The organism is Vibrio sp. CB1-5, assembly GCF_059412285.1.
In genome coordinates this window covers 1-25130 of record NZ_JBJHPB010000029.1, presented here as the reverse complement: position 1 = coordinate 25130, position 25130 = coordinate 1, and the positions used below count along the sequence as shown (strand labels likewise).

Annotated in this window: 24 protein-coding genes; 16 read left to right on the top strand and 8 right to left on the bottom strand. The window is 45.6% G+C overall.

What is annotated here, in order from left to right:
* The first annotated feature begins 170 nt into the window (after positions 1–170).
* Both ACJB0T_RS17970 and ACJB0T_RS17965 read left to right on the top strand, forming a co-directional pair.
* On the top strand, positions 171–1625 hold the full coding sequence (locus ACJB0T_RS17970) for a sigma-54-dependent transcriptional regulator (protein ID WP_479290229.1): 1455 nt from the start codon (positions 171–173) through the stop codon (positions 1623–1625).
* The gene (locus ACJB0T_RS17965; RefSeq protein ID WP_479290227.1) at positions 1618–3633 is read left to right on the top strand and encodes a sensor histidine kinase; all 2016 of its coding nucleotides are present in this window, start codon (positions 1618–1620) and stop codon (positions 3631–3633) included. The genes ACJB0T_RS17970 and ACJB0T_RS17965 overlap by 8 nt, the downstream gene beginning before the upstream one ends.
* A 59-nt stretch (positions 3634–3692) precedes the next feature.
* Here ACJB0T_RS17965 and ACJB0T_RS17960 read toward each other — a convergent pair whose 3' ends face one another.
* The gene (locus ACJB0T_RS17960; protein ID WP_479290225.1) at positions 3693–4067 is read right to left on the bottom strand and encodes a thiamine-phosphate diphosphorylase; all 375 of its coding nucleotides are present in this window, start codon (positions 4065–4067) and stop codon (positions 3693–3695) included.
* Between the two features lie 191 nt (positions 4068–4258).
* Positions 4259–4438 carry a hypothetical protein gene (locus ACJB0T_RS17955; protein ID WP_479290223.1) on the bottom strand — a complete coding sequence of 60 codons (180 nt, stop codon included), beginning with the start codon at positions 4436–4438 and terminating at the stop codon, positions 4259–4261.
* Between the two features lie 128 nt (positions 4439–4566).
* Here ACJB0T_RS17955 and ACJB0T_RS17950 point away from each other — a divergent pair, with 128 nt between their 5' ends.
* Together ACJB0T_RS17950 and ACJB0T_RS17945 are read left to right on the top strand one after the other, a co-directional pair.
* The gene (locus ACJB0T_RS17950; RefSeq protein ID WP_479290221.1) at positions 4567–5013 is read left to right on the top strand and encodes a YHS domain-containing (seleno)protein; all 447 of its coding nucleotides are present in this window, start codon (positions 4567–4569) and stop codon (positions 5011–5013) included.
* Positions 5014–5045: 32 nt separating this feature from the next.
* Positions 5046–5291 carry a Rho-binding antiterminator gene (locus tag ACJB0T_RS17945; protein ID WP_479290218.1) on the top strand — a complete coding sequence of 82 codons (246 nt, stop codon included), beginning with the start codon at positions 5046–5048 and terminating at the stop codon, positions 5289–5291.
* A 35-nt stretch (positions 5292–5326) separates the two neighbouring features.
* Here the strand turns inward: ACJB0T_RS17945 and ACJB0T_RS17940 are convergent, their stop codons facing one another.
* Both ACJB0T_RS17940 and ACJB0T_RS17935 read right to left on the bottom strand, forming a co-directional pair.
* Positions 5327–6208 (bottom strand): mechanosensitive ion channel family protein, encoded by an 882-nt coding sequence (locus ACJB0T_RS17940; protein WP_479292256.1) that lies wholly within the window; start codon positions 6206–6208, stop codon positions 5327–5329.
* A 20-nt stretch (positions 6209–6228) separates the two neighbouring features.
* On the bottom strand, positions 6229–8571 hold the full coding sequence (locus tag ACJB0T_RS17935; protein ID WP_479290216.1) for an ATP-binding protein: 2343 nt from the start codon (positions 8569–8571) through the stop codon (positions 6229–6231).
* Positions 8572–8758: 187 nt separating this feature from the next.
* Here ACJB0T_RS17935 and ACJB0T_RS17930 point away from each other — a divergent pair, with 187 nt between their 5' ends.
* A complete protein-coding gene (locus ACJB0T_RS17930) occupies positions 8759–10351 on the top strand; it encodes an ABC-F family ATPase (protein ID WP_479290212.1) in 1593 nt (530 codons plus the stop codon).
* A 58-nt stretch (positions 10352–10409) separates the two neighbouring features.
* Here ACJB0T_RS17930 and ACJB0T_RS17925 read toward each other — a convergent pair whose 3' ends face one another.
* From ACJB0T_RS17925 to ACJB0T_RS17915, 3 genes are all read right to left on the bottom strand, one after another.
* Positions 10410–10757, bottom strand: a complete 348-nt coding sequence (locus tag ACJB0T_RS17925; protein WP_479290211.1) for a GlpM family protein — start codon at positions 10755–10757, stop codon at positions 10410–10412.
* A gap of 8 nt (positions 10758–10765) precedes the next feature.
* The gene (locus ACJB0T_RS17920) at positions 10766–11122 is read right to left on the bottom strand and encodes an acyl-CoA synthetase (protein ID WP_479290206.1); all 357 of its coding nucleotides are present in this window, start codon (positions 11120–11122) and stop codon (positions 10766–10768) included.
* A 156-nt stretch (positions 11123–11278) separates the two neighbouring features.
* On the bottom strand, positions 11279–12103 hold the full coding sequence (locus ACJB0T_RS17915; protein WP_479290204.1) for a formate dehydrogenase accessory sulfurtransferase FdhD: 825 nt from the start codon (positions 12101–12103) through the stop codon (positions 11279–11281).
* Positions 12104–12237: 134 nt separating this feature from the next.
* Between ACJB0T_RS17915 and ACJB0T_RS17910 the strand changes: the two genes are divergently transcribed.
* The 11 genes from ACJB0T_RS17910 (at position 12238) to cobB (ending at position 23619) form a co-directional block, all read left to right on the top strand.
* Positions 12238–12729, top strand: coding sequence for a DUF3305 domain-containing protein (locus ACJB0T_RS17910; RefSeq protein ID WP_479290202.1), 492 nt, complete (start codon positions 12238–12240; stop codon positions 12727–12729).
* A complete protein-coding gene (locus tag ACJB0T_RS17905; protein WP_479290201.1) occupies positions 12719–13330 on the top strand; it encodes a DUF3306 domain-containing protein in 612 nt (203 codons plus the stop codon). Before ACJB0T_RS17910 ends, ACJB0T_RS17905 begins: the two co-directional genes overlap by 11 nt.
* A gap of 254 nt (positions 13331–13584) precedes the next feature.
* Entirely contained in the window at positions 13585–15246 is a 1662-nt protein-coding gene (locus ACJB0T_RS17900; RefSeq protein ID WP_479290199.1) for a 4Fe-4S dicluster domain-containing protein, read from the top strand.
* 12 nt (positions 15247–15258) lie between these two features.
* The gene (locus ACJB0T_RS17895; protein ID WP_479290197.1) at positions 15259–15882 is read left to right on the top strand and encodes a TorD/DmsD family molecular chaperone; all 624 of its coding nucleotides are present in this window, start codon (positions 15259–15261) and stop codon (positions 15880–15882) included.
* A 57-nt stretch (positions 15883–15939) separates the two neighbouring features.
* A complete protein-coding gene (locus tag ACJB0T_RS17890) occupies positions 15940–16158 on the top strand; it encodes a twin-arginine translocation signal domain-containing protein (protein ID WP_042501519.1) in 219 nt (72 codons plus the stop codon).
* A 9-nt stretch (positions 16159–16167) separates the two neighbouring features.
* Positions 16168–19023, top strand: a complete 2856-nt coding sequence (locus ACJB0T_RS17885) for a formate dehydrogenase subunit alpha (RefSeq protein ID WP_479290195.1) — start codon at positions 16168–16170, stop codon at positions 19021–19023.
* 11 nt (positions 19024–19034) lie between these two features.
* Positions 19035–19643: a formate dehydrogenase FDH3 subunit beta gene (gene fdh3B, locus ACJB0T_RS17880; RefSeq protein ID WP_042501521.1), complete on the top strand. Its 609-nt coding sequence runs from the start codon at positions 19035–19037 to the stop codon at positions 19641–19643.
* An 11-nt stretch (positions 19644–19654) separates the two neighbouring features.
* On the top strand, positions 19655–20731 hold the full coding sequence (locus ACJB0T_RS17875; RefSeq protein ID WP_112460188.1) for a formate dehydrogenase subunit gamma: 1077 nt from the start codon (positions 19655–19657) through the stop codon (positions 20729–20731).
* 16 nt (positions 20732–20747) lie between these two features.
* Positions 20748–21179 (top strand): hypothetical protein, encoded by a 432-nt coding sequence (locus ACJB0T_RS17870; RefSeq protein ID WP_479290192.1) that lies wholly within the window; start codon positions 20748–20750, stop codon positions 21177–21179.
* Between the two features lie 352 nt (positions 21180–21531).
* Entirely contained in the window at positions 21532–22752 is a 1221-nt protein-coding gene (locus ACJB0T_RS17865) for an ammonium transporter (protein ID WP_479290191.1), read from the top strand.
* Between the two features lie 132 nt (positions 22753–22884).
* A complete protein-coding gene (cobB, locus tag ACJB0T_RS17860) occupies positions 22885–23619 on the top strand; it encodes a Sir2 family NAD+-dependent deacetylase (RefSeq protein ID WP_479290189.1) in 735 nt (244 codons plus the stop codon).
* Between the two features lie 227 nt (positions 23620–23846).
* Here cobB and ACJB0T_RS17855 read toward each other — a convergent pair whose 3' ends face one another.
* A complete protein-coding gene (locus tag ACJB0T_RS17855) occupies positions 23847–24884 on the bottom strand; it encodes an extracellular solute-binding protein (protein ID WP_479290188.1) in 1038 nt (345 codons plus the stop codon).
* Positions 24885–25130 lie beyond the last annotated feature (246 nt).

The following is a 25130-nucleotide window of genomic DNA, read 5'->3' as shown; positions in this document are numbered from 1 at the left end:
AATGCCACAATTTCCATAGGAAAAAAGAGGCAAAGTGCGACATTTTGCTAAAAATTTCATAGGGTAAACTACAATTAATTTGAGCTGGGACAAAATGTCGCACTTTTACCCATGATGTTTTGCAATAGATTGGTACACTCTGTCTCAAATAGGAACAATAACAACGCTTTATGACTTTATTTCAAACCTCTGATGTCCCCAACCAACAATCTTCGCCTTATTTGGCTTTCTCGGTGCTTGTTGTCGATGATGAAGTTGGCATGCAAACCGTACTTAAAAAGGCGCTTAGTAAAGGCTTTGGCCATGTTGACACTGCGAATAGTGTGGAAGAAGCAGAAAACCTTCGTATCCAGAATCACTATGATCTGATCATCCTTGATATCAATCTTCCTGGCCGCTCCGGTATTGAGTGGAAAGAAGCGTTTAGCGATCAAGAGCGAAAAGCGGATGTGATATTTATGACGGGCTATGCTGACTTAGACGTCGCGATTAGCGCGTTAAAGCTTGGGGCGTCTGATTTTATATTAAAGCCTTTCAATCTGGAGCAAATGCTACAAGCGGTTAAACGCTGTATGGATAAGCGTTTGACGGAAAGAATGAATTTGGCACTTAGCCATGATATTAGCCGCCGTGTTAGCAAAGACTTAATTGGTAGCTCAGAGAAAACCAAACAGCTAAAGCAACTAATTACCCAATATGCCCCATCACGTGCGTCAGTATTGATTGAAGGGGAGTCGGGTACGGGTAAGGAGCTTGTCGCAAGAGGCATTCATACTGCCAGTCAAAGGCAGGGGCCATTTGTCGCTGTGAACTGCGGAGCTTTAGCGCCCGAGCTATTGGAAAGTGAGTTGTTTGGGCATGCAGCGGGCGCTTTTACTGGCGCGAAAAAAAGCCGAGAGGGTCTGTTTCGCGTGGCAAGTGGGGGGACACTATTCCTTGATGAGATTGGAGAGATGCCATTGGCAATGCAGGCATCACTACTGAGGGTGTTGGAGCAGCGCACCGTCAGACCCGTTGGTACTGAGAAAGAGATCAGTATTGATGTTCGCGTTGTTGCAGCAACTAACCGAAACTTACGTGAGCAAGTGGCCAGCGGAGAGTTTCGTGAAGACCTTTTCTATCGACTAAACGTACTTAAGATCGATGTGCCAGCACTAAGACAGCGTCTTGCCGATCTATCTGATCTTGTCCCATTTTTTACTCGCCAATTGTCGCGAGAGCTGGGTGTTGTTGAACCGAAATGGGCGCACGAAGATATGCATGCGATGCAGGACTACGACTGGCCCGGCAACGTGCGAGAGCTTAAAAATATGCTAGAGCGCTGTATTTTGCTAAACAAACCGCCAGCCCATCATTTCACCGAAATGAAAGGTGGCTCAGTGAATACTTCAATCACGATGTCGGTCAATGACCTCACCACCATGCCAAGCACCAACGAGGTTGTTGAAGGCGATTTTGGTTATCCAAACTCTTGGTCATTAAAAGATGTTGAGAAGTCTCATATTCAACAGGTGGTGGATTTTCATTCGGGTAACAAATCAGCGGCTTCGCGCGATCTTGGCGTCGCACGCAAGACCTTGGAGCGCAAGTACAAAGAGTGGGACGAGAACGACCTAGATGAATAGAGAAAACCGCTTTATCAGCAAGTGGCGTTACCGTATCACTTCTATGGTGCGATATCGCTTGTTGTTTCTCACGTCAGCGCCAATATTTTTGACCTTGATTGCTCTGTTTGGCATCACCGCTTATTGGTCTGTGCATTACACGTGGCAAAGCGCGTTGGTTGATGTAGCGGAGCGCCTAAATATTGTTGAGGACAAGATTCAAAACTTGCAGACACGGCAGTACGACCATCTAGACGCGTTTGCTTCTTCTTATGAGTTTCGTACCCGTTTAGACTATCTCCAAACCCATGATGAGTTTGATTCGTGGGTCAGTTCCCAGCGAGAGCGTTATGGCCTTGATTATTTACGTTGGATATCTGAGCAACAAGTCGATAATCCAAAAGATTACTCTCAGATGGCGAGTCAAAAGAGTTTCTTTGATGTACTCACCCGAACGCAAGCCAATACTATAGACCCGATTTTGTCTGATCATGCTGAAGTATGGCATCAATCTAAGCATATTAATGAGACTCGGTCTTTGATAAGTCGGACTGTCACCGCTGTGTATGACGCCAACAGCAAATTGCTAGGTTATCTTGATGGTGGCGTGCTAATGAATAATAACTTGGTGCTCGTCGATGAGATAAAGAGCACGATTTACTCTAGCAATAGCTACAAAGGTACGGTGACGCTATTTCTTGATGACCTGCGGATTGCGACCAACGTTATTATGGAAGACTCCTACGAAGGCCGGCGAGCGTTAGGTACGGTTGTGTCAGAGGAGGTCAGGGAGGCCGTACTTGAACGTGGTGAGGTTTGGATTGATAAAGCGTTCGTTTACGACGCTTGGTATATCGCAGGTTACAATCCAATCGTGGATTGGCATGGCGACACAGTAGGTATAACCTACACCGGATATTTGGTATGGCCTTTGATTAAAACCTATATCACCAATTTAGGTGAAATTACCGCCATCATTTTGTCGTTATTGCTCATTTCTGGGTTCATTGTGTATCGAGGTGCAAGAGATCTCTTCCGACCTATTGAGCAAATTCACCGTGTTGTAAAAATGGTGCAGCTTGGCAAGGATGAAGAACGTATTGGTGAGCTGGGCTTGAACTCAAAGCACGAGCTAAGTCAGCTTGCAACTCAGTTCGACAATATGCTCAATCAGCTTCAATATCGAAATGAACAAATCCAAGAAGCCGCTCATGAGCTTGAGGGTAAGGTTCACTCTCGTACTGCTAGTCTCAAAGAGAAAACCGAGCAGTTAGAGCTGCACATTCAACTTCTTAACCAAACTCGGGATAAGCTCGTAATCAATGAGAAGTTGGCGGCGCTAGGTGAACTGACCGCGGGTATTGCGCATGAGATCAATAATCCGACTGCCGTTATTTTAGGTAACGTCGAACTTATCAAGTTTGAGCTTGGCTCAGATATTGATCGTGTCGAAGAAGAAGTTGACGCCATTTTGGCGCAGATTGACCGCATCAGAAATATCACAAGAAGCCTTTTGCAATACAGCCGTCAGGGTGGCGTTCAAGATGAAATTACTTGGCAGCATGTCAATCCCATCGTAGATGAAAGTGTAACCTTAGTTCGAACGGGTTCAAAAAAGCGCGATGTAGAGTTTGTGGTGGATTTGCACGCCAAAACCCCAGTTGAGGTGAATCGTCATCAACTGCTGCAAATATTGGTGAACTTACAAATGAACGCGATCCATGCAATGAATGGTAAGGGCCGCCTTACTGTACTCACCGAAGATTGGATAGAAGGCAATGAGAGCGTGGGTGCGCTGATTCATGTGATTGATGAGGGCTGTGGTATCTCGAAGCGAAATCTAAAGCGTATTTTTGACCCATTTTTTACTACAAAACGTGACGGCACCGGACTTGGGTTATCTGTATCGCAAAGTATCTTGAGTCAAACCGGCGGTGAGATAAAGGTACAGTCAGTGGAAGGGGAAGGCAGTCAGTTTACTTTGTATTTGCCGAACAAAACTGACCATCACCTGTTGGTGAGTGCATAAAGAAAACGCGAGGTGAGCCTCGCGTTTTTTATCTGTAGCAATAGATTAATACTAATAGCTTACTGCATACAAATAGCAACGGTGCCAAGCACCATTACTGTAATTAGGGCATACCAAATTTTCTGAGACTTGGTATCAGCGACATTGACGCGAATGTAGTTAATCTCCTCAGTCGCCATGACTTCAAAATCACTGAAGCTCATAGTGAATTCTTTGCGCGCTTGGATAATGTCATTTTGAAGTTTATTGAAGGTATTTTCGATAAACTGCTTGGCTTCACCAAGTGGTGCGCTCGCGAGAGAAAGCGCATCCCAGATGGCCATTCTAGATTCGAATTCGCGGTCGGTAACACGGTTTAGCATCAACAGATCGTGCTCACGCTTAAAACGTTCTTTACCCAGTTTTTCGACATTCATGTGTGATAACTTGTTCAAGTCAACTACTCCAAAGTTTTATAACGACGCTGAATGCAAGGGTAATGATTGCAGCGTTACGTGCGTGGAATAGTAGGTAGCGCACCACTAGGTATCAACTTGATGTTTTTGTGAAAACGACAAATTTTATTGTTTTTAACTGGGCCGCTTGGAGCGTGAGCACCACGAGTCATTGCCACAAAGAGCGTGACTTAGTTTTCCGTTGACCGCTTTTTATTAGGTAAACCACCCATATCCCAGCATTTGGTGATCAACATATTGCCTTGATAATCTCCATTCACCCAGCAGGGAACGGTTGGGGTGCCGCCTGTGTTGCCGCCTGCAAATGCAGTGCTCGATATGGTGAGCGCGAGTATATAAAACCAATTCATAACTACCTCCTGAGATGGGCCCTTATTCTCGACTTAACAGTACGCAGAGAAATTCCGTTTTGGCTGAAAGATAATCCTATCTCGTCCTGTCTACTTATGCTGTTACGTATTCAAAACAAGGAGAGACTATGCCACTATTCAAACTGTTTGCTTCTCTATGTCTTTGGCTGACATTGGCCACTAATGCGTATGCTCTCGAGCCTGTATATAGCGACTTATTTGGTAAAGCGATTCGCGGTTATGATCCGGTGGCTTACTTTACACAAGGCAAACCTGTCAAAGGTGATAATGACTATACCTATGAATGGGATGACGCGACCTGGTACTTCTCATCCAAGCAAAACCAAGAACTGTTCACTGCCAATCCAGACCGCTACGCACCTCAGTACGGTGGTTACCGCGCCTGGGCAGTGAGTAAAGGCTATACGGCGAAAATCGACCCTAATGCGTGGTATATTCACGACGATAAGCTGTATCTTAATTATAGTAAGTCAGTGCAAAGCACATGGCAGCAGGATATTCCAGGCAACATTGCTAGCGCCGATCAAAACTGGCCAAGCCTTTTGAAGCAATGACTAAGTCAGTTTCTCTTAAACAAGGAGTTTTAATGATTCGCTGTAGTGATTACGACTATGTAGAAATCGCTTGCATGCATCGATATCCGATAAGGTTGTTGATGAAAAATGGTGAGAAAATAGAGGGTACAGCGCTCGATACCGCTCGCAATGACGTTAAGGCCGAGTGCATTAAGCTTAGCCAGCAAAGCGGTGAGCGATTAGTTGAACTCGATCAGATCGCGAGTATAGAAGTATTAACCGCGAACCCTCATTTTGACACTAAAGTGTTTACATGAGGGGGCGCTGATCTGCGCATTTGTCTATAAAACGATTAACCATTCTTAACAGCTATTTGGGGCGGATGGATACCATGCTTTTGAAATTCGCTCATAACTCGAAGCGTGATATCGGTTTCGAATAACTTTTCATACGCGGTATCCACCACATAGGCTTTGCAAGTTAGCTGGATCGCCAGATAGTTATCGGTAATGGTCTGTTTGACGAGCACAGTGACGGGTTTGGGGAGGTGAATATAACGACTTGATGACGCGGCTTCTTGAATTAAGTTACGTGCCAGCACGATGTCTTCGTTCATTCCTACATAAAATGGAATCACAACCTGCATGTCTAGTGCGCCATAGTTACCACTGACGGTAACTTCGTTTAAGAACTTGTTGTTTGGGATGGTGATGATGTCATCATTTAGAGTTCTCATCCGTACGGAGCGCAGACCTATCGTCAATATATCACCATAATTGCCTTCGAATGTGACGCGGTCACCAACTTGGAATGGCCTGTCTATCATGACCGTTAGTCCGGCAATAAAAGAGGCGGCGAGATCTTTCATCGCGAAACCAACAGACACTGCCAGTGTCCCACCAATCAGGGCGAGTATGTGGTCGTTTATTCGAAAGCTGAGCATGAAAACGACAATGCCCGCTGTCATATAAATGAAGAACTGTAGGAAGGATTGAAGCTTTTGCAGTAGCATTCGATATTGAACAAACTGGCCTCCAATGCTCTCTACCATAGAGTTCATGAACTTAATCAGTAGCCATGTCGCCATTACGATAAGAATACTCGCCAGCACACCCGACCAGCGAATGAGCGAGGCAAATTGAGTAATACTATCCACTGATGGGATCTCTTCACTTGCCCAAGTTAAGGATGCAACCAAAGCCAAAGGCAGCAAGAGTAAACGCTTTATTATCATTCTGTTCATCACTAAACGGCTCACTTAACCAGTAAATGCTGACGGTCTAATACGTTGGTGATATGTCTAAACCAATGGTCGGAAATCCTTGCCTTATCTTCGCGCCATTCAATATAGCCTCTGCTCTGGAAATACCTGAGAGAACCAATGACTTCAGAGATAGTGAGCTGTGTACAATCCGAGACATCTTCTGGCGAAGCGGATTCAAGCTGGACGATGGAGCGCAATATAGCCAACATAGGTTTGGGCATTTTATCGAGTTCCTCGGATTCGGGAGCGTGGAAGAGTCGCACCGCAACTTGCTTCGTTTCTTTGTTTCGATTCAACGAGAAACGGAAAAATCGTAGCGCTACCGTTGGATTGCCATCTGAGTAATGCCACAAGATTCGATAGAAGCCTTGTTTCGCGCGATCTTCTTCTGATTCACTGTCGTTGTCCCACTGCTTTGGCACGACAAGCCCTTCAAAGCTCACTGAGTGGCTAACATTGGGATTAATACGACTGTCGAGAAGCGACGACACTTGTTCCTCGCTCCACCTTGGTAGAAAGGCCACCCAGTCGAAAAGCAAACGTTCTCCGCGCGCTCTGTCGATAAAGCGCCAACTGGCTTTTTCAATCGAAAATACCGCGCGATGACTTTGCTTGGAACGGCGAAGTAGATTGGTGAATCGGATTAAGTCGTTTAATCCGCCCACCTTAGGCTTCACCATTCGTTGGCAGTTATCAATCGCGATTAAGTAGTGCGTGTTGCTTTTTCTGAGGTGGCTAAGAATTTTCACTTCGCTGGTTTCTTCTTCTAACCCTAGGCTTACCGCCAAATGCATTAGCAAATCGTTGTAACCGGAACTTGGACAATTGATGTAAACCGGCTCGGCGTTCTTTACTTTGCTAAGAATTTGAGTAAGCAAACGAGTAGCACCGATACCGCGCTCTCCGGTGACAATACAAATCGCTGGACTGTTGGTGAGCAGGTATTTGGAAAGTTGTTGTATTTCTTGTTTTGCATAGTCAACCAAAGGGCTACTGTCATCTCCAGGGAGGACATATTCAAAAGCAGCATCCCCTTTAATGCGCACAAGATTTTCGTCGGCGCTGTTGCTGGTTTGTTTTGCCACTTCAATCTTGAACAGATAGGTGAGCGCTTGATTAAACATTGTGTTCTGGGACAAAAGTCCAATGAGACGATTTTTTAAATGATGCAAAGCGATCCACAAAGTCGCAATGGCGGTAGCAATCCATCCGAGAATAAATACATCTTTTCTCGCTGCAGCCCAGACAACAATAATCGGTTTCTCAGAGATCTTATCTAACGATTCGAACACCACCTGTTTCCACATGATGATGACGCTTAGGGTAATAAGTGCAAACCAGAAAGAAAAAGCGCTGGTTATCCAATAATAGATAGTGCCTTTGCCAAGTGTCTGTGAAGCAATTTGAAGAACTAGGCCAACGACAATAAAGCTCCATACATAGCGCCTAACCGTAGACAACCTCAGAGCAGCCACGGTTTTATTGGTGGCAAGACTATTGCGCTGCACAAACTCAAGGATAAAGGAGATGGCAATGGAGCCACCTAATATCCACCAGGTAAACAGTTCTATGTAGTAAAGCTGAGAAAGCGCCTCGATACTGCTGAGTACTCGCAAAGAGACGGTAATAGCAATTAACCAGGCGATCGCGTTGCTTGCACGCCCTATATACCAGATCACGCGCACCCATATAGGAGGCTTGTTCATTGAGGTTGAGACATGTGCTTTGAATTGATCAAACAATCTACGTTGGTTGGCTAACCACCACATGAGTAGTGAATAGATGACAAAGACCTGCACGCCAACCCAAATGACCGGGACAGGGGAGATAAATATCTCTTTTATCAGAGTTTTTAGACTGCGAAGCTGAAAGAACAGGAAGTATTCTGCGTTGAGCTGCGTAATTAGCCACTCCTGTTTGAACTGTGTGACGCCATCAGGACCAAAACCAGTTAGTTGAGCAAAGGTCTTTTCTGAGGCAAATTCTAATAGAGACTGTTTGCTCAAACTTAAACTGTTTAAAGTCAAATAATCACTTTGAACGTTAAACCAATGGTCATCACTTGGCTCATCTCTGTAGACCGCAAGTGCTTCATTAAACTCAATGATGCTGCGATCTTGTTGATCTAAGGTGTAGGAGAGTAGGCGCCGCACTTTGTTGATATCCGATGGCGTCATAAACAGCGCTTTTGGGAAGGTTGTAATTTCTTGCTCTAAAGAGAGTGCACCTTCCGACGCTGTGGGTAGCGTATCGTCCTGATAATCCCAGCGCGCGTGACTCGGGAAGCTCAGCGTTATCACCATCAACCAAAACCAGAATGTCTGTTTTATCATTGTCAGCTTCCCACCCGTAACTGATTGAGTCTTATTGATTTGTTATTAGTGTAGTTTGACTCTTAGCGCTCTGCTCTAGAGAACAGAAAAAACCGTCTGTTTTTATCCATAAAGCGGTTCTTACTTGCATCTCGGAGCAAGAGACTGTAGGGTTGCGCAGTTTTGTTCATTCACATAGGTAACGCTCGTGCTATCGACCGCAAATATCACTCAACAGTTTGGTGCTAAACCACTGTTTGAAAACATCTCTATTAAGTTTGGCGAAGGCAACCGTTATGGCCTTATCGGCGCAAACGGCTGTGGTAAATCAACTTTCATGAAGATTTTGAGCGGCGAGTTGGAACCTACGAGCGGAAACGTCTCTTATGATCCGAACGAACGCGTAGCTAAGCTAAATCAGGACCAGTTCGCTTACGAAGAGTTCACGGTTGTTGACACTGTTATCATGGGTCACAAAGAACTTTGGGCAATCAAGCAAGAGCGTGACCGTATTTACTCGCTAGCAGAGATGAGCGAAGAAGACGGCATGAAAGTAGCAGACCTAGAAGTTCAGTTTGCTGAACTTGATGGATACATGGCAGAAGCGAAAGCTGGCGAGCTACTATTGGCAGTAGGTATTCCAGAAGAGCAGCACTTTGGTCTAATGAGCGAAGTGGCTCCAGGTTGGAAACTGCGTGTGCTATTGGCTCAGGTACTTTTTGCTGACCCGCACATCATGCTGCTAGACGAACCAACCAACAACTTGGATATGGACACGATTCGTTGGCTAGAAGAAACGCTAAACCAACGCAACTGCACCATGATCATCATCTCGCACGACCGTCACTTCCTAAACTCAGTGTGTACGCACATGGCTGACTTGGATTACGGTGAGCTTCGTCTGTTTACTGGTAACTATGATGAATACATGGTTGCGGCTTCACAAGCCCGTGAACGTCTATTGGCGGACAATGCGAAGAAGAAAGCGCAGATTGCTGAGCTAAACACCTTCGTAGCGCGTTTCTCTGCAAACGCATCTAAAGCGAAGCAGGCAACATCTCGTGCTAAACAGATTGATAAGATCCAGCTAGAAGAAGTGAAACCTTCAAGCCGTCAAAACCCATTTATTCGTTTTGACCAAGAGAAAGAGCTATTCCGTAACGCACTTAACGTTGAGAACCTAAGCCAAGGTTTCGAAAATGATCTGTTTGCTGGCTTCAACGCAATCTTCGAAGTGGGTGAGCGTGTTGCTATCATCGGTGAAAACGGTGTGGGTAAAACGACTTTGCTAAACACACTTGCTGGTGTACTCGAACCTCGTACTGGTGAGTACAAGTGGTCTGAAAACAGCAACATCGGTTACTACGCACAGGATCATGCTCATGACTTCGAAGAAGACATGAACTTAATGGACTGGATGGGTCAATGGCGTCAAGAAGGCGATGACGAGCAAGTTATCCGTAGCTTCCTAGGTCGTATGCTATTTGGTCAAGATGACATTAAAAAATCTGTAAAAGTGCTATCAGGTGGTGAGCAAGGTCGTATGCTTCTCGGTAAGATCATGATGCACAAGCCAAACATGCTACTGATGGATGAACCAACCAACCACATGGATATGGAGTCTATCGAATCGCTAAATAATGCACTTGAGCAGTACAAAGGTACGTTATTCTTCGTATCTCATGACCGCGTGTTTGTAGACTCGCTAGCGACTCGTATTCTTGAGATCAAAGACGGGAAGATCAATGACTTCCGCGGCACGTATGCTGAGTTCTTGAGATCGAAAGGGATTGACGGGTAATTGGTAAGATTGCTTTGATGAAAGCCTCGCGGAAGCGGGGCTTTTTTGTATACTAAAATCAACCCACAGCCACACCCCGAACCCAAACCATCAACAACAAATACGCAAACATCACCCAAACCAACACCGCAAATAACAGCGTCCCCAACACCGACAAGTGATAACTAAAGTAATAAACCGCAATCAAATAAGCCGCATAAGGCATAAGCGAATAAAGCCCAAACAGCGCCGTCATACGAAGTGCTTCCATATTTCGCTCGGTTGCAACGATGTAATGGGCGATCAAAGCAAAACTTGGAAACAGAGGTACTAGCCCTGCAATAAAGAAGTTCTTACTTTTAGATAGGATGGCAATCAGCATGACAGCCGCTGCACCAATCAAACATTTGAGAAATAGAGCGACCATTTTTCGGATTACGCTAAGTTAAACAGCAGTTCATCATCCGTCATATACTTATGCTTGCTACCTAGATTGCGTACATGCATAAACATAAAACTTGGAAACGCTGGGGCAAGTAGGTTGTTGGGCTCCCACAGTTCGCCACCAACAAATACGTATCGACCTTGCTTTTCATCATTGTGATGTGGGTTGTTGATCTCGGTAGAGAGTTCAGCGCGCACACCTTCAATCACACAAACGACTTGTCCTTTGGCAACACCTACGACACGTGTGACTAAGTTGGCTTTCATGCCGCATTTCCATGCTTGGCGTGTTGCCCATTCAAATCCGAGCTTACGGACCCCTTTATGAACATTGACGATAAGATTCATGTTGACTCTGTAATGGTTGAGTATTTCGTCACAGAGTAATTTGAATGTTTGGGGGAGACGAGTGAAGGCTGTGAGGCGATTCTTATTGGATGACAATCCTATTAAAAAAGCCTCCTAAATTAGGAGGCTGTTTGGTTAAATGGATTTGCACCAAGCTTAGCTGTTGCCTTTCACATCAAAGTCGACTTTTTCACCGCCGGTAAAGACTTGGAAGCGTAAGCCTTTAGCACGCGCGATAGTCGTAATCCCAAACTGTTTGGCGAGATCTAGCCCCATTTGAGTCACACCAGAACGAGACAACAACACTGGGATCCCCATCTGTGCGACTTTAATCACCATCTCTGAGGTTAATCGTCCCGTAGTGTAGAAGATTTTGTCATCTCCCGTTTCTTCATTGATCCACATTTCACCAGCAAGGGTGTCGACCGCGTTGTGACGGCCTACATCTTCAACAAACGATAAGACTTCGTCACCTTTACAAATAGCGCAGCCATGAACCGCTCCGGCTTTTTTGTAAGTGTCGTTGTAATGTGTCAGGGCTTCGAGCGTCGCGTAAATTTGAGATTGCTTGAGTGGTGTTTGTGGTACTTGATAGCCTTCAAGTTGCTTCATAACGTTGCCATACATGGTGCCTTGACCGCAGCCTGAGGTGACGGTTTTCTTCTTCAAGGCTTCTTCAAGAAAGTCCGTATTTTCTTGGGTGACCACGGCCGCTGAATGGGTTTCCCAGTCGATAATTAATGATTCAATGGCTGCTGGGTCAGACAGAAAACCTTGGTTCTTTAAGTAGCCCAATACGAGAGAGTCGGGCCTTGAGCCGAGTGTCATCAAGGTCACGATCTCTTTCCAGTTCAGCATGACGGTAAGAGGGCGCTCGCAGGCGATCTGCTTAGTAAGCTTTTCACCATATTCGTCGTACACGTCGACTTCGATGGTTTGAAGGGGATTTTCGCTTGTTCTAATAATGTTGGGTTTAACCACGCGTATATCCTTTTGGTCTGGCAGTAGCACTTGGCTATTGGCTTGATATTTGCTTAGTTTTCACTAATGCTTAAACGATTATTACCAATAAAGTTTTGGCGCGCAAATAACTTACGCTAATTTAGGGATATGAAATGCAGTCAGAAACTCCTGAATCCATTCCTAACCAATCTTCTACTTTTGATGTTCAGCTTATTGAAAAAAACGAGCATCAATGGCCGATACAAATCGACTTGTCTATTGTTGAAAAGCAAGTAGGACGCTGGACAAGCACCCAGCGCGAGCTTGAAGGTTTTCAATTAGAAGTCACGGATAACAGCAAACCTCATGCCATCTTAGAGCTCTATCGAGATGAGCGTACTGACTACCGGTTTAACCTTAGCTCTCAGAATCCAATGCTATTCGTTGTGCTGGATAGTCACGATGAGCTTAGTCTTAAGCCGATTGTGGTGACAGCGTCACAGGCTGTGGCTGGTTCATTTATGGACGGTGACTACTTGGTGCTATCTAAGCCCATTCCATTGCCAATTCAAGCGTGGATGGAAGCGTTCATAGGTCGGCATGGTGAACTGCTCGAAGTAAGACGTAAAAAACGCAAAGGCGCGGGGCGTTCAAGTGGCAAATAGTTTTCTATCACGTTGGTCACAGCGTAAATTAGAGGAGCAGTCTGAGCAGCAGACTGAGACAGAAATCTTGTCTGTTGACGGTGAGCAAGCAGAGCTCTCAGGCGCTGAAGATGACTGTGTACTCGACGCTCCAACAGACTCGCTGGAATCAGAGTCCGAGGTTAAAGCCGAGACAGAAACCGCAGTCGAGTCAGAGGAGGTCGAGCTCTCTATATCTCAGCTTCTTGCTAATACTGAAGTAGATAAAGCGGTTAAAAAAGCCGCGCTTAGAAAGCTCTTTATGCAGCCAGAGTTCAATGTTGTCGATGGTTTAAATGATTATGACCATGACTACTCAGCCGTTAAACCTCTCGCTACAGAGGTAGCGGAGACGCTTAGGGGATGGGTGAAAGATATTGATGAGAAGTTGGAAACTGGAGAAGAGTTCCAGGAACCAACGGCACTGGCATCGAGTGATACCGAGCATAGCACCAAAGGTGTTGAGTCCGACGCTAGTGAGTCTGCTGCGAGCGCGTCCGTGGAAAGCTCTCGGACAGAGCACCAAACCAAATCGGACGACGAAACTACTTCTGAGATAAAACCTGACACAAAGCCTACCTAACAAGCTGATATTGAGACAGAATTTACCACATAGAAAGTAGGTACATTTTGTCTCATTTTAGTTTCTCAATGAATGAGACAAAATGTCTCACGCGACAAATAGCCTCAAAGATCTGAGGGAAAAGAGAGGTAATATATTAATAAATAGGATGTTTTTATCGTATTTATAGTTGGAACAGTAATTGCAACCCAGTGTAATTGGTTCATATAAAACCAAAAAACGGAGCGCAAAGACTCCAACACTGGAAACAAGCGATGATAAAACAACTATTACAACAAGCGACATCTAAAAACGGACGCGCGCGAAGCTTTGCTTTTGAAAACACCGTTGAGTTATCAAACTTAATACCACCAACGGTGAGTTACGAAAGCCACGGTGACACGTTAATCGTTGGGCCTACGGCGATTATTACCAGCACCGCAGAGCAGTTGACGACGATGCATTCGGTCACACTACTGTCAACTGACGGTGAGCCTTCTGAGCATAGTAACCTCTACTATGCTGATAGCATCGAAATCACAGGATTCTTAGGTACTTTTAGCGTTCACATCCAAAATAAACACACGCACAGCAATTTAGCGGAAGTGTCTATCGGTCGAGACTGTTTCGACATTGTTTTGGATCACTCTCTTAACGGCTGTATGTCTGAAGAAGTGCCTGTACCTGGTTACTACCCAGTTGGTCGTGGTTACCCAACCCTAGCCGATGCACTGGAAGAAATTCCGGGCTTAATGGGGACGTTCGACAAACCAAAGTATTTTCGACTCGATACCGATTTGTGTGCCCACAGTTCACGAGGTGTAAAGGGTTGTGAGCGCTGTGTAGACGCTTGTCCTGCTGGAGCGCTAAGTAGTCAAGGCAATGACAAAATCGGTCATAAGATCGAAATCAACCCTTACCTTTGCCAAGGTGTCGGTACTTGCGCGACAGCATGTCCTACAGAGGCAATTCACTACGCGCTTCCAACACCACAAGAAACTCAAAAGTTCATTGAACGTACGTTGGCAAATTATCACCAGCAGGGTGGGGAGAATGCCATTGTTCTGATCTGTAGCTCACGTCATGAAAGCTACAACGTGATGGCGCTGAAGGTGTTGCCAGACAATGTGATTCCAGTAGTGGTCGAAGAGCTACCATCGGTAGGCATTGATACTTGGTTCGCTGCGTTGGCCAATGGTGCGACTCAAATCATGTTCGCAGCAAGTCGTCATATGCCAGAAACCATTCAAACGGTACTTAATCGTGAAGTAGGCATGGCGCAGCAGCTTCTTGAAAACCTAGGTTTAGCACGTGAGACCATCGATATCTTGTACCTTGAGTCATTGCGCGAAGGGTTGCCGACATTAGTTGAGCTCGACCTTGAGCTTCGTATTGGCGATGTTGAGGGCAACAAACGTCAACGACTGTTCCACTCTCTAGATGTGTTGTCTGCCAAGCAAGGCGTGACCGACACCATTCAGCCACTTCCAACTACAGCGCCTTATGGCACGGTTCAATGTGATACGGACAAATGTACTTTGTGTATGGGCTGTGTAGCGGTTTGCCCTACTAAAGCGCTTTACAACAAAGGTGATAGGCCTGCACTAGATTTTGTTGAGCAAGATTGTGTTCAGTGCGGAATGTGTGAAAAAGCGTGTCCAGAATCTGCGTTATCGCTGACTCAACAAATTAACTGGGATAAAGAAGCACGCACTAAAGTCGTCGCGCTTCATGAAGAGAAAGCGGCGGAATGTTTAAGCTGTGGTAAGCCATTTGCACCGCAATCTATGATTACTATGCTACAAGATAAGTTACGTGGTCACTCTCACTTCGACAATGAAGCAGCACTGCGCCGTATTGCGATGTGTGAAGATTGTCGAGTCGTGGACATGTTTGAAAACATGGCTGAAAACCCAGAACAACAACTTAAATACTAGGAAAGTATGTCAATGGATAACGATAACAATCAGCTAAGAAGTGACATCTACCTACTCATTTCAACGCTATGCCGCGGAGCGCCTGAGCGTGAGTTACTTGATTTTCTATCAACGTTAGAGATCGAGTCGGGCATCAATCAAATGACCAGTGCATGGCAAGGCTTAACGGAAGCCGCAAAAGTCGCTGAAGTCAGTGCGCTTGAAGACGAGTATCAAGATTTGTTCATTGGTGTCGGCAAAGGCGAGGTGATTCCTTTTGCTTCTTGGCATCTTACGGGCTCTCTGATGGATAAGCCGCTGGCGGCACTTCGACAGGATCTTAGTCTTTTAGGCCTAGAGCGTGAAGAATCCGTCAAAGAGCCAGAAGATCATATTTCAGCCGTGTGCGAAGTGTTAGCACACTTGATTGACCAACAGAAAGAGCAAGAAGCGAAAGCCTTCTTTAACCATCATCTTTCCCCTTGGTACACAGATTTGTGCCGTCAGATTGAAACTGCACTAAGTGGTCAGTTTTATCCATCTGTTGCGGTACTGATGCAAGCATTTTTCGATGTAGAGCAGGTGAGCTATGCGCAAAACCCGGGCACTACGCAGACGAAAATGAAGATAGATGTAAAAAATATAACCACTAAGTAATGTCAGCTAACGAGAGATGCCATCACAAAGGATAGGTATCCACTCAGGGAGCAAACTATGAGTAAACAAACCAAACGTGACGATAAAAGTGAATTTAACGAAAATCGTCGAAACCTACTAAAAGGCCTGACTACTGCGGCTGTCGCCGGCGCTGTAATTTCAGGTACTGCGCATGCCACGACTAATACTGAGTTAGTTGAAGCCAAACCCGATAACGAGAAGAAAACCGGTTATCGTGAAACGCAGCACGTTAAAGACTATTACGACACACTGTAGGAGCAAAGCATGAAATTAACGAAACGCTCCGACAATGTGAGCAAAAATGAAAACAAGCTAGGCCTTAGCCGCCGTGCATTTATGCGTAACTCATCCATCGCTGCTGGTGGTTTGGCTGCGGGTGCCTATACGTTCGCACCAGGTATGATCAGAAAAGCACAGGCTGAATCGGTTCCTGTGGATGCAAAGACCGAAGTTAAGCGCACCATCTGTTCTCACTGTTCAGTGGGCTGTGGCGTTTATGCTGAAGTACAAAATGGTGTGTGGACTGGCCAAGAACCAGCGTTTGACCATCCATTTAATGCTGGTGGTCACTGTGCGAAAGGCGCAGCCTTGCGTGAGCATGGTCATGGTGAACGTCGTCTTAAGTACCCAATGAAACTCGAAGGCGGTAAGTGGAAGAAGCTTAGCTGGGAAGATGCGATTGAAGAGATTGGTAACAAGGTTTTAGAGATCCGCAAAGAATCCGGTCCAGATTCTGTGTACTGGCTGGGTAGTGCGAAGCACAACAACGAACAAGCGTATATGTTCCGTAAAATGGCATCGCTTTGGGGCACGAACAACGTTGACCACCAAGCACGTATTTGTCACTCGACCACAGTATCCGGTGTTGCTAACACTTGGGGTTACGGAGCGATGACTAACTCGTTCAATGACATGCACAACTGTAAGTCGATGCTGTTCATTGGTTCAAACCCCGCGGAAGCACACCCGGTGGCTATGCAGCACATCCTAATCGCAAAAGAGAAAAACCGCTGTCAGATTGTTGTAGCCGATCCTCGTCGTACTCGCACCGCTGCAAAAGCCAACCACTATTGCTCGCTGCGCCCTGGTACCGATGTGGCGTTTATCTGGGGTTTGTTGTGGCATATCTTCGCAAACAAATGGGAAGATCAAGAGTTCATCCGCCAACGTGTTTACGGTATGGATGAGATCCGTGCTGAAGTGGCGAAATGGAATCCAGAAGAAGTGGAGCGCGTCACTGGCGTTAGCGAAGCAGATGTTTATAAAGCGGCGAAAATCCTTTCTGAAAACCGACCTGGCAGTATTATTTGGTGTATGGGTGGTACTCAGCACACCACTGGTAACAACAATACACGTGCTTACTGCGTACTCGAGCTTGCTCTGGGCAACATCGGTAAGTCTGGCGGTGGTGCTAACATCTTCCGTGGTCACGACAACGTTCAAGGTGCAACAGACCTAGGCGTTTTATCACATACTCTACCTGGCTACTATGGTCTTGCGGAAGGCTCATGGAAACACTGGGCAAAGGTGTGGGATCTTGATTACGAGTGGGTGAAAGCTCGTTTTGACCAAAATGAATATCGTGGCAAAAAACCAATGAACAATATGGGCATTCCAGTGTCTCGTTGGATAGATGGTGTTCTTGAGAACAAAGACAACATCGAGCAGAACGATAACATTCGTGCCATGTTCTACTGGGGTCACGCAGTTAACTCGCAAACGCGTGGCGTAGAGATGCAAAAAGCCATGCAGAAGCTGGATATGATGGTGATCGTTGACCCGTATCCAACACATGCCGCGGTAATGAACAACCGTACTGATGGCGTCTATTTGCTTCCGGCAACAACGCAATTCGAAACTTACGGCTCTGTTACGGCATCGAACCGTTCGCTTCAATGGCGAGACAAGGTAGTTGAGCCTCTGTTCGACTCTAAGCCTGACCACGAAATCATGTACCTTCTAACTAAGAAGTTAGGTTTCGAGAAAGAGCTATTCAAAAATGTTGCGGTTGAAAACAATCAGCCAAATATCGAAGACATTACTCGTGAGTTTAACAAAGGCATGTGGACGATTGGTTACACAGGCCAAAGTCCAGAGCGTATTAAAGCGCACCAACAAAACTGGCATACGTTCCACAAGACTTCACTAGTAGCGGAAGGTGGCCCAATCAATGGTGAAACCTACGGTCTACCTTGGCCATGCTGGGGCACACCAGAGATGAAGCACCCTGGTACTCACATTCTTTATGATACATCGAAAGCAGTCGCTGACGGTGGTGGTAACTTCCGTGCTCGTTTTGGTGTTGAGTTCGAAGGCAATAGTCTGCTTGCTGAAGATAGCTATTCCTTGGGTTGTGAACTAGAAGATGGCTATCCAGAGTTTACCGATAAACTCATCAAACAATTGGGTTGGTGGGATGACTTAACTGCGGAAGAAAAAGCAGCTGCAGAAGGTAAAAACTGGAAGACGGACTTATCTGGCGGTATTCAGCGCGTAGCGATTAAGCATGGCTGTATGCCTTTTGGTAATGCCAAAGCGCGTGCGATTGTTTGGACATTCCCAGACCGAGTGCCTTTGCACCGTGAGCCACTTTACACGCCAAGACGTGATCTAGTCGCAGATTACCCAACATGGGATGACAAAGAGTCGATCTACCGTCTTCCTACCATGTACAAATCCATTCAAGACAAAGACGTTTCCGGCGAATATCCAATCGTTCTAACGTCAGGTCGATTGGTTGAGTACGAAGGTGGTGGTGAAGAAACTCGTTCTAACCCGTGGCTAGCTGAACTTCAACGTGAAATGTTTGTTGAGGTGAACCCGAAAGATGCGAATGACATTGGCTTCAAAGACGGGGACATGGTTTGGGTTGAAGGTGCAGAGAAAGGCCGTATTAAGGTGAAAGCAATGGTGACACCTCGCGTGAAACCGGGTTTGGCGTTCATTCCATTCCATTTTGGCGGTAAGTTCCAAGGTGAAGACCTCACCAATAAGTATCCAGAGGGTACCGTGCCTTACGTCATCGGTGAAGCGGCTAACACGGCAACCACCTATGGTTATGACCCAGTGACTCAAATGCAGGAAACCAAAGTCACTCTCTGTAACATCAAGAAAGCGTAAGGAGTCACCTAATGGCTAATATGAAATTCCTATGTGACACCAAACGTTGTATTGAATGTAACGGCTGTGTCACGGCATGTAAAAACGAAAATGACGATGCGCTTCAATGGGGCATCCAGCGTCGTCGTGTGGTTACTTTGAACGATGGTCTTCCAGGTGAAAACTCGATCTCTGTGGCTTGTATGCACTGTACCGACGCGCCATGTATGGCGGTATGTCCTGCGGACTGTTTTGAGCGTACAGAAGATGGCATTGTGCTTCACAACAAAGATCTCTGTATCGGTTGTGGCTACTGCTTGTTTGCGTGTCCGTTTGGTGCGCCTCAGTTCCCGAAACAAGCGGCATTCGGTGAACGCGGTAAAATGGATAAATGTACGTTCTGTGCTGGCGGCCCTGAAACTGAAGACAATTCAGAAGAAGAACGCGCTAAGTACGGCGCAAACCGTATTGCTGAAGGTAAGCTACCGATGTGTGCAGAGCTATGTTCAACCAAAGCTCTACTCGCTGGTGATGCAGCGAAAGTATCGGATATCTTCCGTCAACGTGTGGTTGAACGCGGTGCGAAAGATGCAGGTTGGACCGATGGTAATGACCTAGCTTACGATGCGACTAAAAGCTAATGGAGAGAGCGATGGCTATTTTGTCTAAACAACAAGGTTTGCTTGGCTCTGTCTTCCAATTACTGCTGCCAGTGTTGGCAGCAGTGGTTCTTGTGATGTCGTTTGGCGTTCATGCTGAAGAAAGTAAAAGCAATAAAGTTGTTCAAGGTGAGATGACACAGCTTGCTGGTGCTGACTATTGGCGCATGGTGAAAGAAGGGGTAGAGGGGACAACCACCTCTGCGTCTCCTGAACACGGTGTGTTGATCAGTACGCCTGGTGAAACGTGGTATATCTTGAAAGAAAAGTGGATGTCTCCTGCGGGTGCAGTGGCCATTTTCGGCAGTATTACGCTAGTGATGCTCGCGTATTTCATTGGTGGTCCAATGAAGCTATCTGGCGCGAGAACTGGGCGTAAACTGCAAAGATGGAGCCGAATGGACAGAGCGCTTCACTGGAGTATGGCGTTTGTCTTTCTAACGCTTGCTTTTAGTGGCCTGATGCTGGTCTACGGTAAGCACTTTATGAAGCCTTATGTGCCGACAGACTTATGGGGCTGGACTGTTTATTTGGCGAAGCAGTATCATAACTATATGGGGCCAATGTTCTTAGTGCTACTGGTTGCCTTGCTGTTTAAGTGGTGGAGTAAATCGATTTTCACTAAGGTGGATGTACAGTGGTTTATGAAACTTGGCGGTATGGCAGGCAAGCACAAAGGCAGTCACCCCTCTGCTGGCTTCTCCAATGCGGGTGAGAAGGTTCTGTTTTGGATGCTGATCATTGTTGGTGCTGTTGTCGCCGCCAGTGGTCTTATTCTTGATTTCCCTATTTTTGGTCAAACACGTCGCGATATGGAATGGTCGAACCTAATCCATATGCTGGCGGCACTGATACTGATCTGTGGTTTCATTTTCCATATTTACATCGGCTTGTTCGGGATGGAAGGGGCGTTAGAAGGTATGGTAACAGGTGAAGTTGATGAAACCTGGGCAAAAGAGCATCACGATCTTTGGTATGAGGAAGTCAAACATGAGTTGGACAACCCCAAGCCAAAAGAAGAGTCCGTTTCATCTGGCGTTGATGGCAAGACGCGAAGCGATCTAAGCTAAAGGAGAGCACTAAGATATGCACCAACAACACAAAGGTATTTGGATAGCTTACATTCTTAGCCTCTTTACGCCTTTTACGTTATTAATCTCAGGCGTTATTGCTATTGTCTATGCGGGTTATCGTTTGGACAAAGGTGAGGATAGTGATGTGATTAACTCTCATTACTATGGGTTGATTAGAACTTTCTTTCTCAATCTAACCTTCTTTGTCGTGTTAATCGTCACCGTAGCAACCTCTAACGGCTTGCTCAAAGGCGTTACGCATTATTGGTATCAGGCAACTTGGCTCGATCAAATCGCTAATTTCATTCCTTATGTAGGTATGCTGTTTGCGTCAGTCGCTATTGTTGTTTGGATTATTCGTATGTTTGCGGGCATGAACAAACTGAAGCAAAACGTACCAATGACGTTTGGTGAAAGCGCTGAGCCTATTAAGCATCTACCTTAAATATTGGTAGGTCTATCGAAAAGGAGTTGTAGTTAGCTACAACTCCTTTTTTATTGACTGATAAATTTTTCGCAACATAATTGCAACTTATTAGTGCACTCCAAATTGGTGCGTCTTCCCTCCTGTGGTGCAACAAAGGCGCTCTACGTCGTAATTTTTCAAAATTAACGCCATTATTGTTTGTTATTAATCAATGGCTTAAATTTAGTTCTGTTATTTCTGTTAATTTGGAACGTTCTTTGCTGTATCTGTCGTTCAGTAAAAATCGCCCTCACCAAAATGGTGTAAGGCAAGAAGATGTGGCACGTTTTTGGTGCGTGTCATAACTAAACGATAAAGGAGTAATCGACTTATGACCCCCTCTGTAGAGCACGTACATGGTGCAGTACAAACACTCACTCAGAGTTCTGATACGCTTTTCTTACTATTGGGTGCCATTATGGTGTTCTTAATGCACGCTGGGTTTGCATTTTTAGAAGTGGGGACGGTAAGGCATAAAAACCAAGTAAACGCGCTAGTGAAAATCCTAGCGGATTTTGGCGTTTCTGCGATTGCCTATTTCTTTATTGGCTATTGGGTTGCTTACGGCGGTACATTTTTCGCGGATGCGGAAACCTTGTCGCAGGGAAATGGCTATGAGCTCGTGAAATTCTTCTTCTTATTGACGTTTGCAGCGGCGATTCCCGCAATTGTTTCCGGAGGTATTGCAGAACGTGCAAGGTTCTACCCTGTGCTGCTAGCGACATTTTTTACCGTGGGTCTTGTCTACCCGCTATTCGAAGGCATGATTTGGAATGGTAACTTTGGTTTTCAGAACCTTTTAGAGTCAACGTTCGGTGTAGGTTTCCATGATTTTGCTGGTTCAGTGGTGGTTCATGGTGTTGGTGGATGGATTGCTTTGGTTGCAGTGATATTCCTTGGCATGCGAAAAGGACGTATTCGCGCTGGTAAACACACCAACTTTGCGCCTTCTAATATTCCTTTCTTGGCTTTGGGGGCGTGGATCCTAAGTGTTGGCTGGTTTGGATTTAACGTGATGTCTGCGCAAACGCTCGAAGGCATTAGTGGTCTTGTTGCAATGAATTCACTGATGGCGATGGTAGGTGGCATCTTAGCTTCTCTGTTTGCGGGCAGAAATGACCCTGGTTTTATCCATAATGGACCGTTAGCGGGTTTAGTGGCGGTTTGTGCTGGTTCGGATTTGATGCATCCTATTGGTGCTCTAATTACTGGTGGTGTTGCAGGCGCATTGTTCGTTTGGGTATTCACCTATCTACAGAATAAAACACAAATCGATGATGTATTGGGTGTATGGCCCTTACACGGGCTCTGTGGCGCTTGGGGCGGTATCGCAGCAGGCATATTTGGTCAGCAGGCGTTTGGCGGTCTGGGTGGTGTGAGCTTCGCCTCCCAACTGGTTGGCACAGCTGCTGGTATCGTTGTTGCTGTGATTGGAGCCGGTCTGGTATATGGCATTCTTGATAAGGTCACAGGCTTGCGTCTATCTGAAGAAGATGAATACAAAGGCGCAGACTTGGCGATTCATAAGATCTCAGCCACAAACGAAGACTAGTCTTATCCCAATACTTCTAAGTAACTGAAATAACGCAGGGATTAGACCATGGTCTAATCCCTAAAACTATTGATGTTATTCGTTCCATGTTACTCTTATTGGTACAACAATAAGTCAGCACAAGGAAGGTCTATGAAGTTTCCCTATAAAAATGTCGTTGTTTTGACCGGTGCGGGTATTTCTGCGGAATCAGGTATTCAAACATTCCGTGCACAAGACGGACTTTGGGAAAACCACCGAATTGAAGACGTGGCCACTCCTGAAGGTTTTGTACGTAATCCAGAACTTGTTCAAAATTTTTATAATCAACGTCGCCGAAAGCTCCAACAGGAGTCCATCTTGCCTAACGCCGCTCATATCGCGTTAGGAAATCTTGAAAAAGAGTTAGATGGCACAGTTACTGTTATCACTCAAAATATTGACAACCTTCATGAGCGAGGCGGAAGCGAAAACATCATTCACATGCACGGTGAACTGCTCAAATCACGCTGTGAGGAGTCAGGGCAGGTTATTGACACCAAAGAAGATATCCTGACTGGCGACTTGTGCCACTGCTGCCAAATTCCATCTCAAATGAGACCGCATATTGTCTGGTTCGGTGAGATGCCACTTCGAATGGGGGATATCTACGCTGCTATTGAGAAAGCTGATCTGTTTATTTCCATTGGCACATCTGGTGTTGTATATCCAGCAGCGGGATTTGTTCATGACGCTAAAATGCATGGCGCTCATACCATAGAGATTAATCTTGAGCCAAGCGCAGTACAGAGTGAATTTGAAGAGAAGCGCTATGGAAAGGCGAGTATTGAAGTACCGAAATTGGTCAAAGAGATTTTAGAGTTGCAGACTCAAGGTAATACTGCTTAAAACCAAACCTACTACGTATTACCTGTAGTGTATTGTGCTATACCACCATTACGTCATCCTCGAGACATCGAGGATCTCCCGAAGCGTGCAGGGTGGTAACAGTCATTGAAGTTGGCTAAAGCGCGCTATAGAAGATCCCCTTTTTCAAGGGGATGACGACTTTTAGGAAAACTAGATATAACAAAGCCCTCCAGTAGGAGGGCTTTGTCTTTAGTCAATACTAGAAATTAGTTATCGACTTTTAGCTTCTGGAAGTATTCTTCGTAAAGCGCGCCAGCTTCACCAACTTCATCTTGCCAAGTACCCGAGTCCATCACTTTTTGAGGTGGGAACACGTTTGGATCTTCGGCAAATTCTTTTGGCAGTAGCGGATAAGCTGTTTTCACTGGTGTTGGGTAACCAATTTCCACCGCAATTTTCGCAGCATTTTCTGGGCGAAGTAGGAAGTCAATCATCTTGTGAGCGGCTTCTGTATTTTTCGCACCTGAAGGGATCGCTAGGCTATCCATCCAAAAGATCGTGCCTTTTTCAGGCCATACGATCTCGATAGAAGCGCCTTCTTGGCGAGCCATGTAAGCTGAGCCATTCCAAAGCATACCCAGTGATACTTCGCCTGCTAGGTATGGGTTAGCTGGGAAATCTGAGTTGAACACCAATACGTTTGGAACTAACTTTCTAAGCTCTTCGTATGCAGCTTTGATTTCGTCTGGATTAGTGGTGTTTGGCGAGTAGCCAAGCTTGGTTAGGGCGATATGGAATACTTCACGGGAGTCATCCATCATCATCAACTGACCGTCCCATTGAGGATCCCATAGGTCACCCCATGAACTAACTGCTGAGCGGTCTAGCATGTCTGTATTGATACCAATACCGGTTGCGCCCCAGATATAAGGAATCGAGAATTTGTTGTCTGGGTCAAAAGGCTTGTCTAGATAGTTTGGATCCAGATCTTGGTAGTGAGCTAGCTTTTCTTTGTCGATCTCTTGAAGCATGCCTTCTTTACGCATCTTAGACACGAAATAGGTAGAAGGAACTACGAGATCGTAGCCAGAGCCTTGCGTTTTTAATTTCGCATACATGCTCTCATTGGATTCGTAAGTAGAATAGATGACTTTAATGCCGGTTTCTTTCGTAAAGTCTTCTAGTACTTCGCTAGGAATGTATTCAGACCAGTTGTAGAAGTAAAGTTCTTCGTTGGCTGCAAACGCCGGGGTAGTGAAGAGAGTCGCCGCACATAGTGCGCCTGCATACAATTTGCTTTTCATTACTTTTCCGTTTGTATTGGTAAACAAAGAGTCTCTAAGAGACATGACGATATGGGAAAGTAGGGCTTCCCACACTACTTTGCACGCCATCATTATTTGATGTGCATCACAACATTATATCAGCCAATGATTGAATACTCTATGTTGGAGTTTACAAAAATTAAACGTTTAGAAGGATATAGAACGTTAGTCATATCAAGTAGGGTGAGGCGTTACCGCCTCATCCCTCTTACAGAACCGTACGTA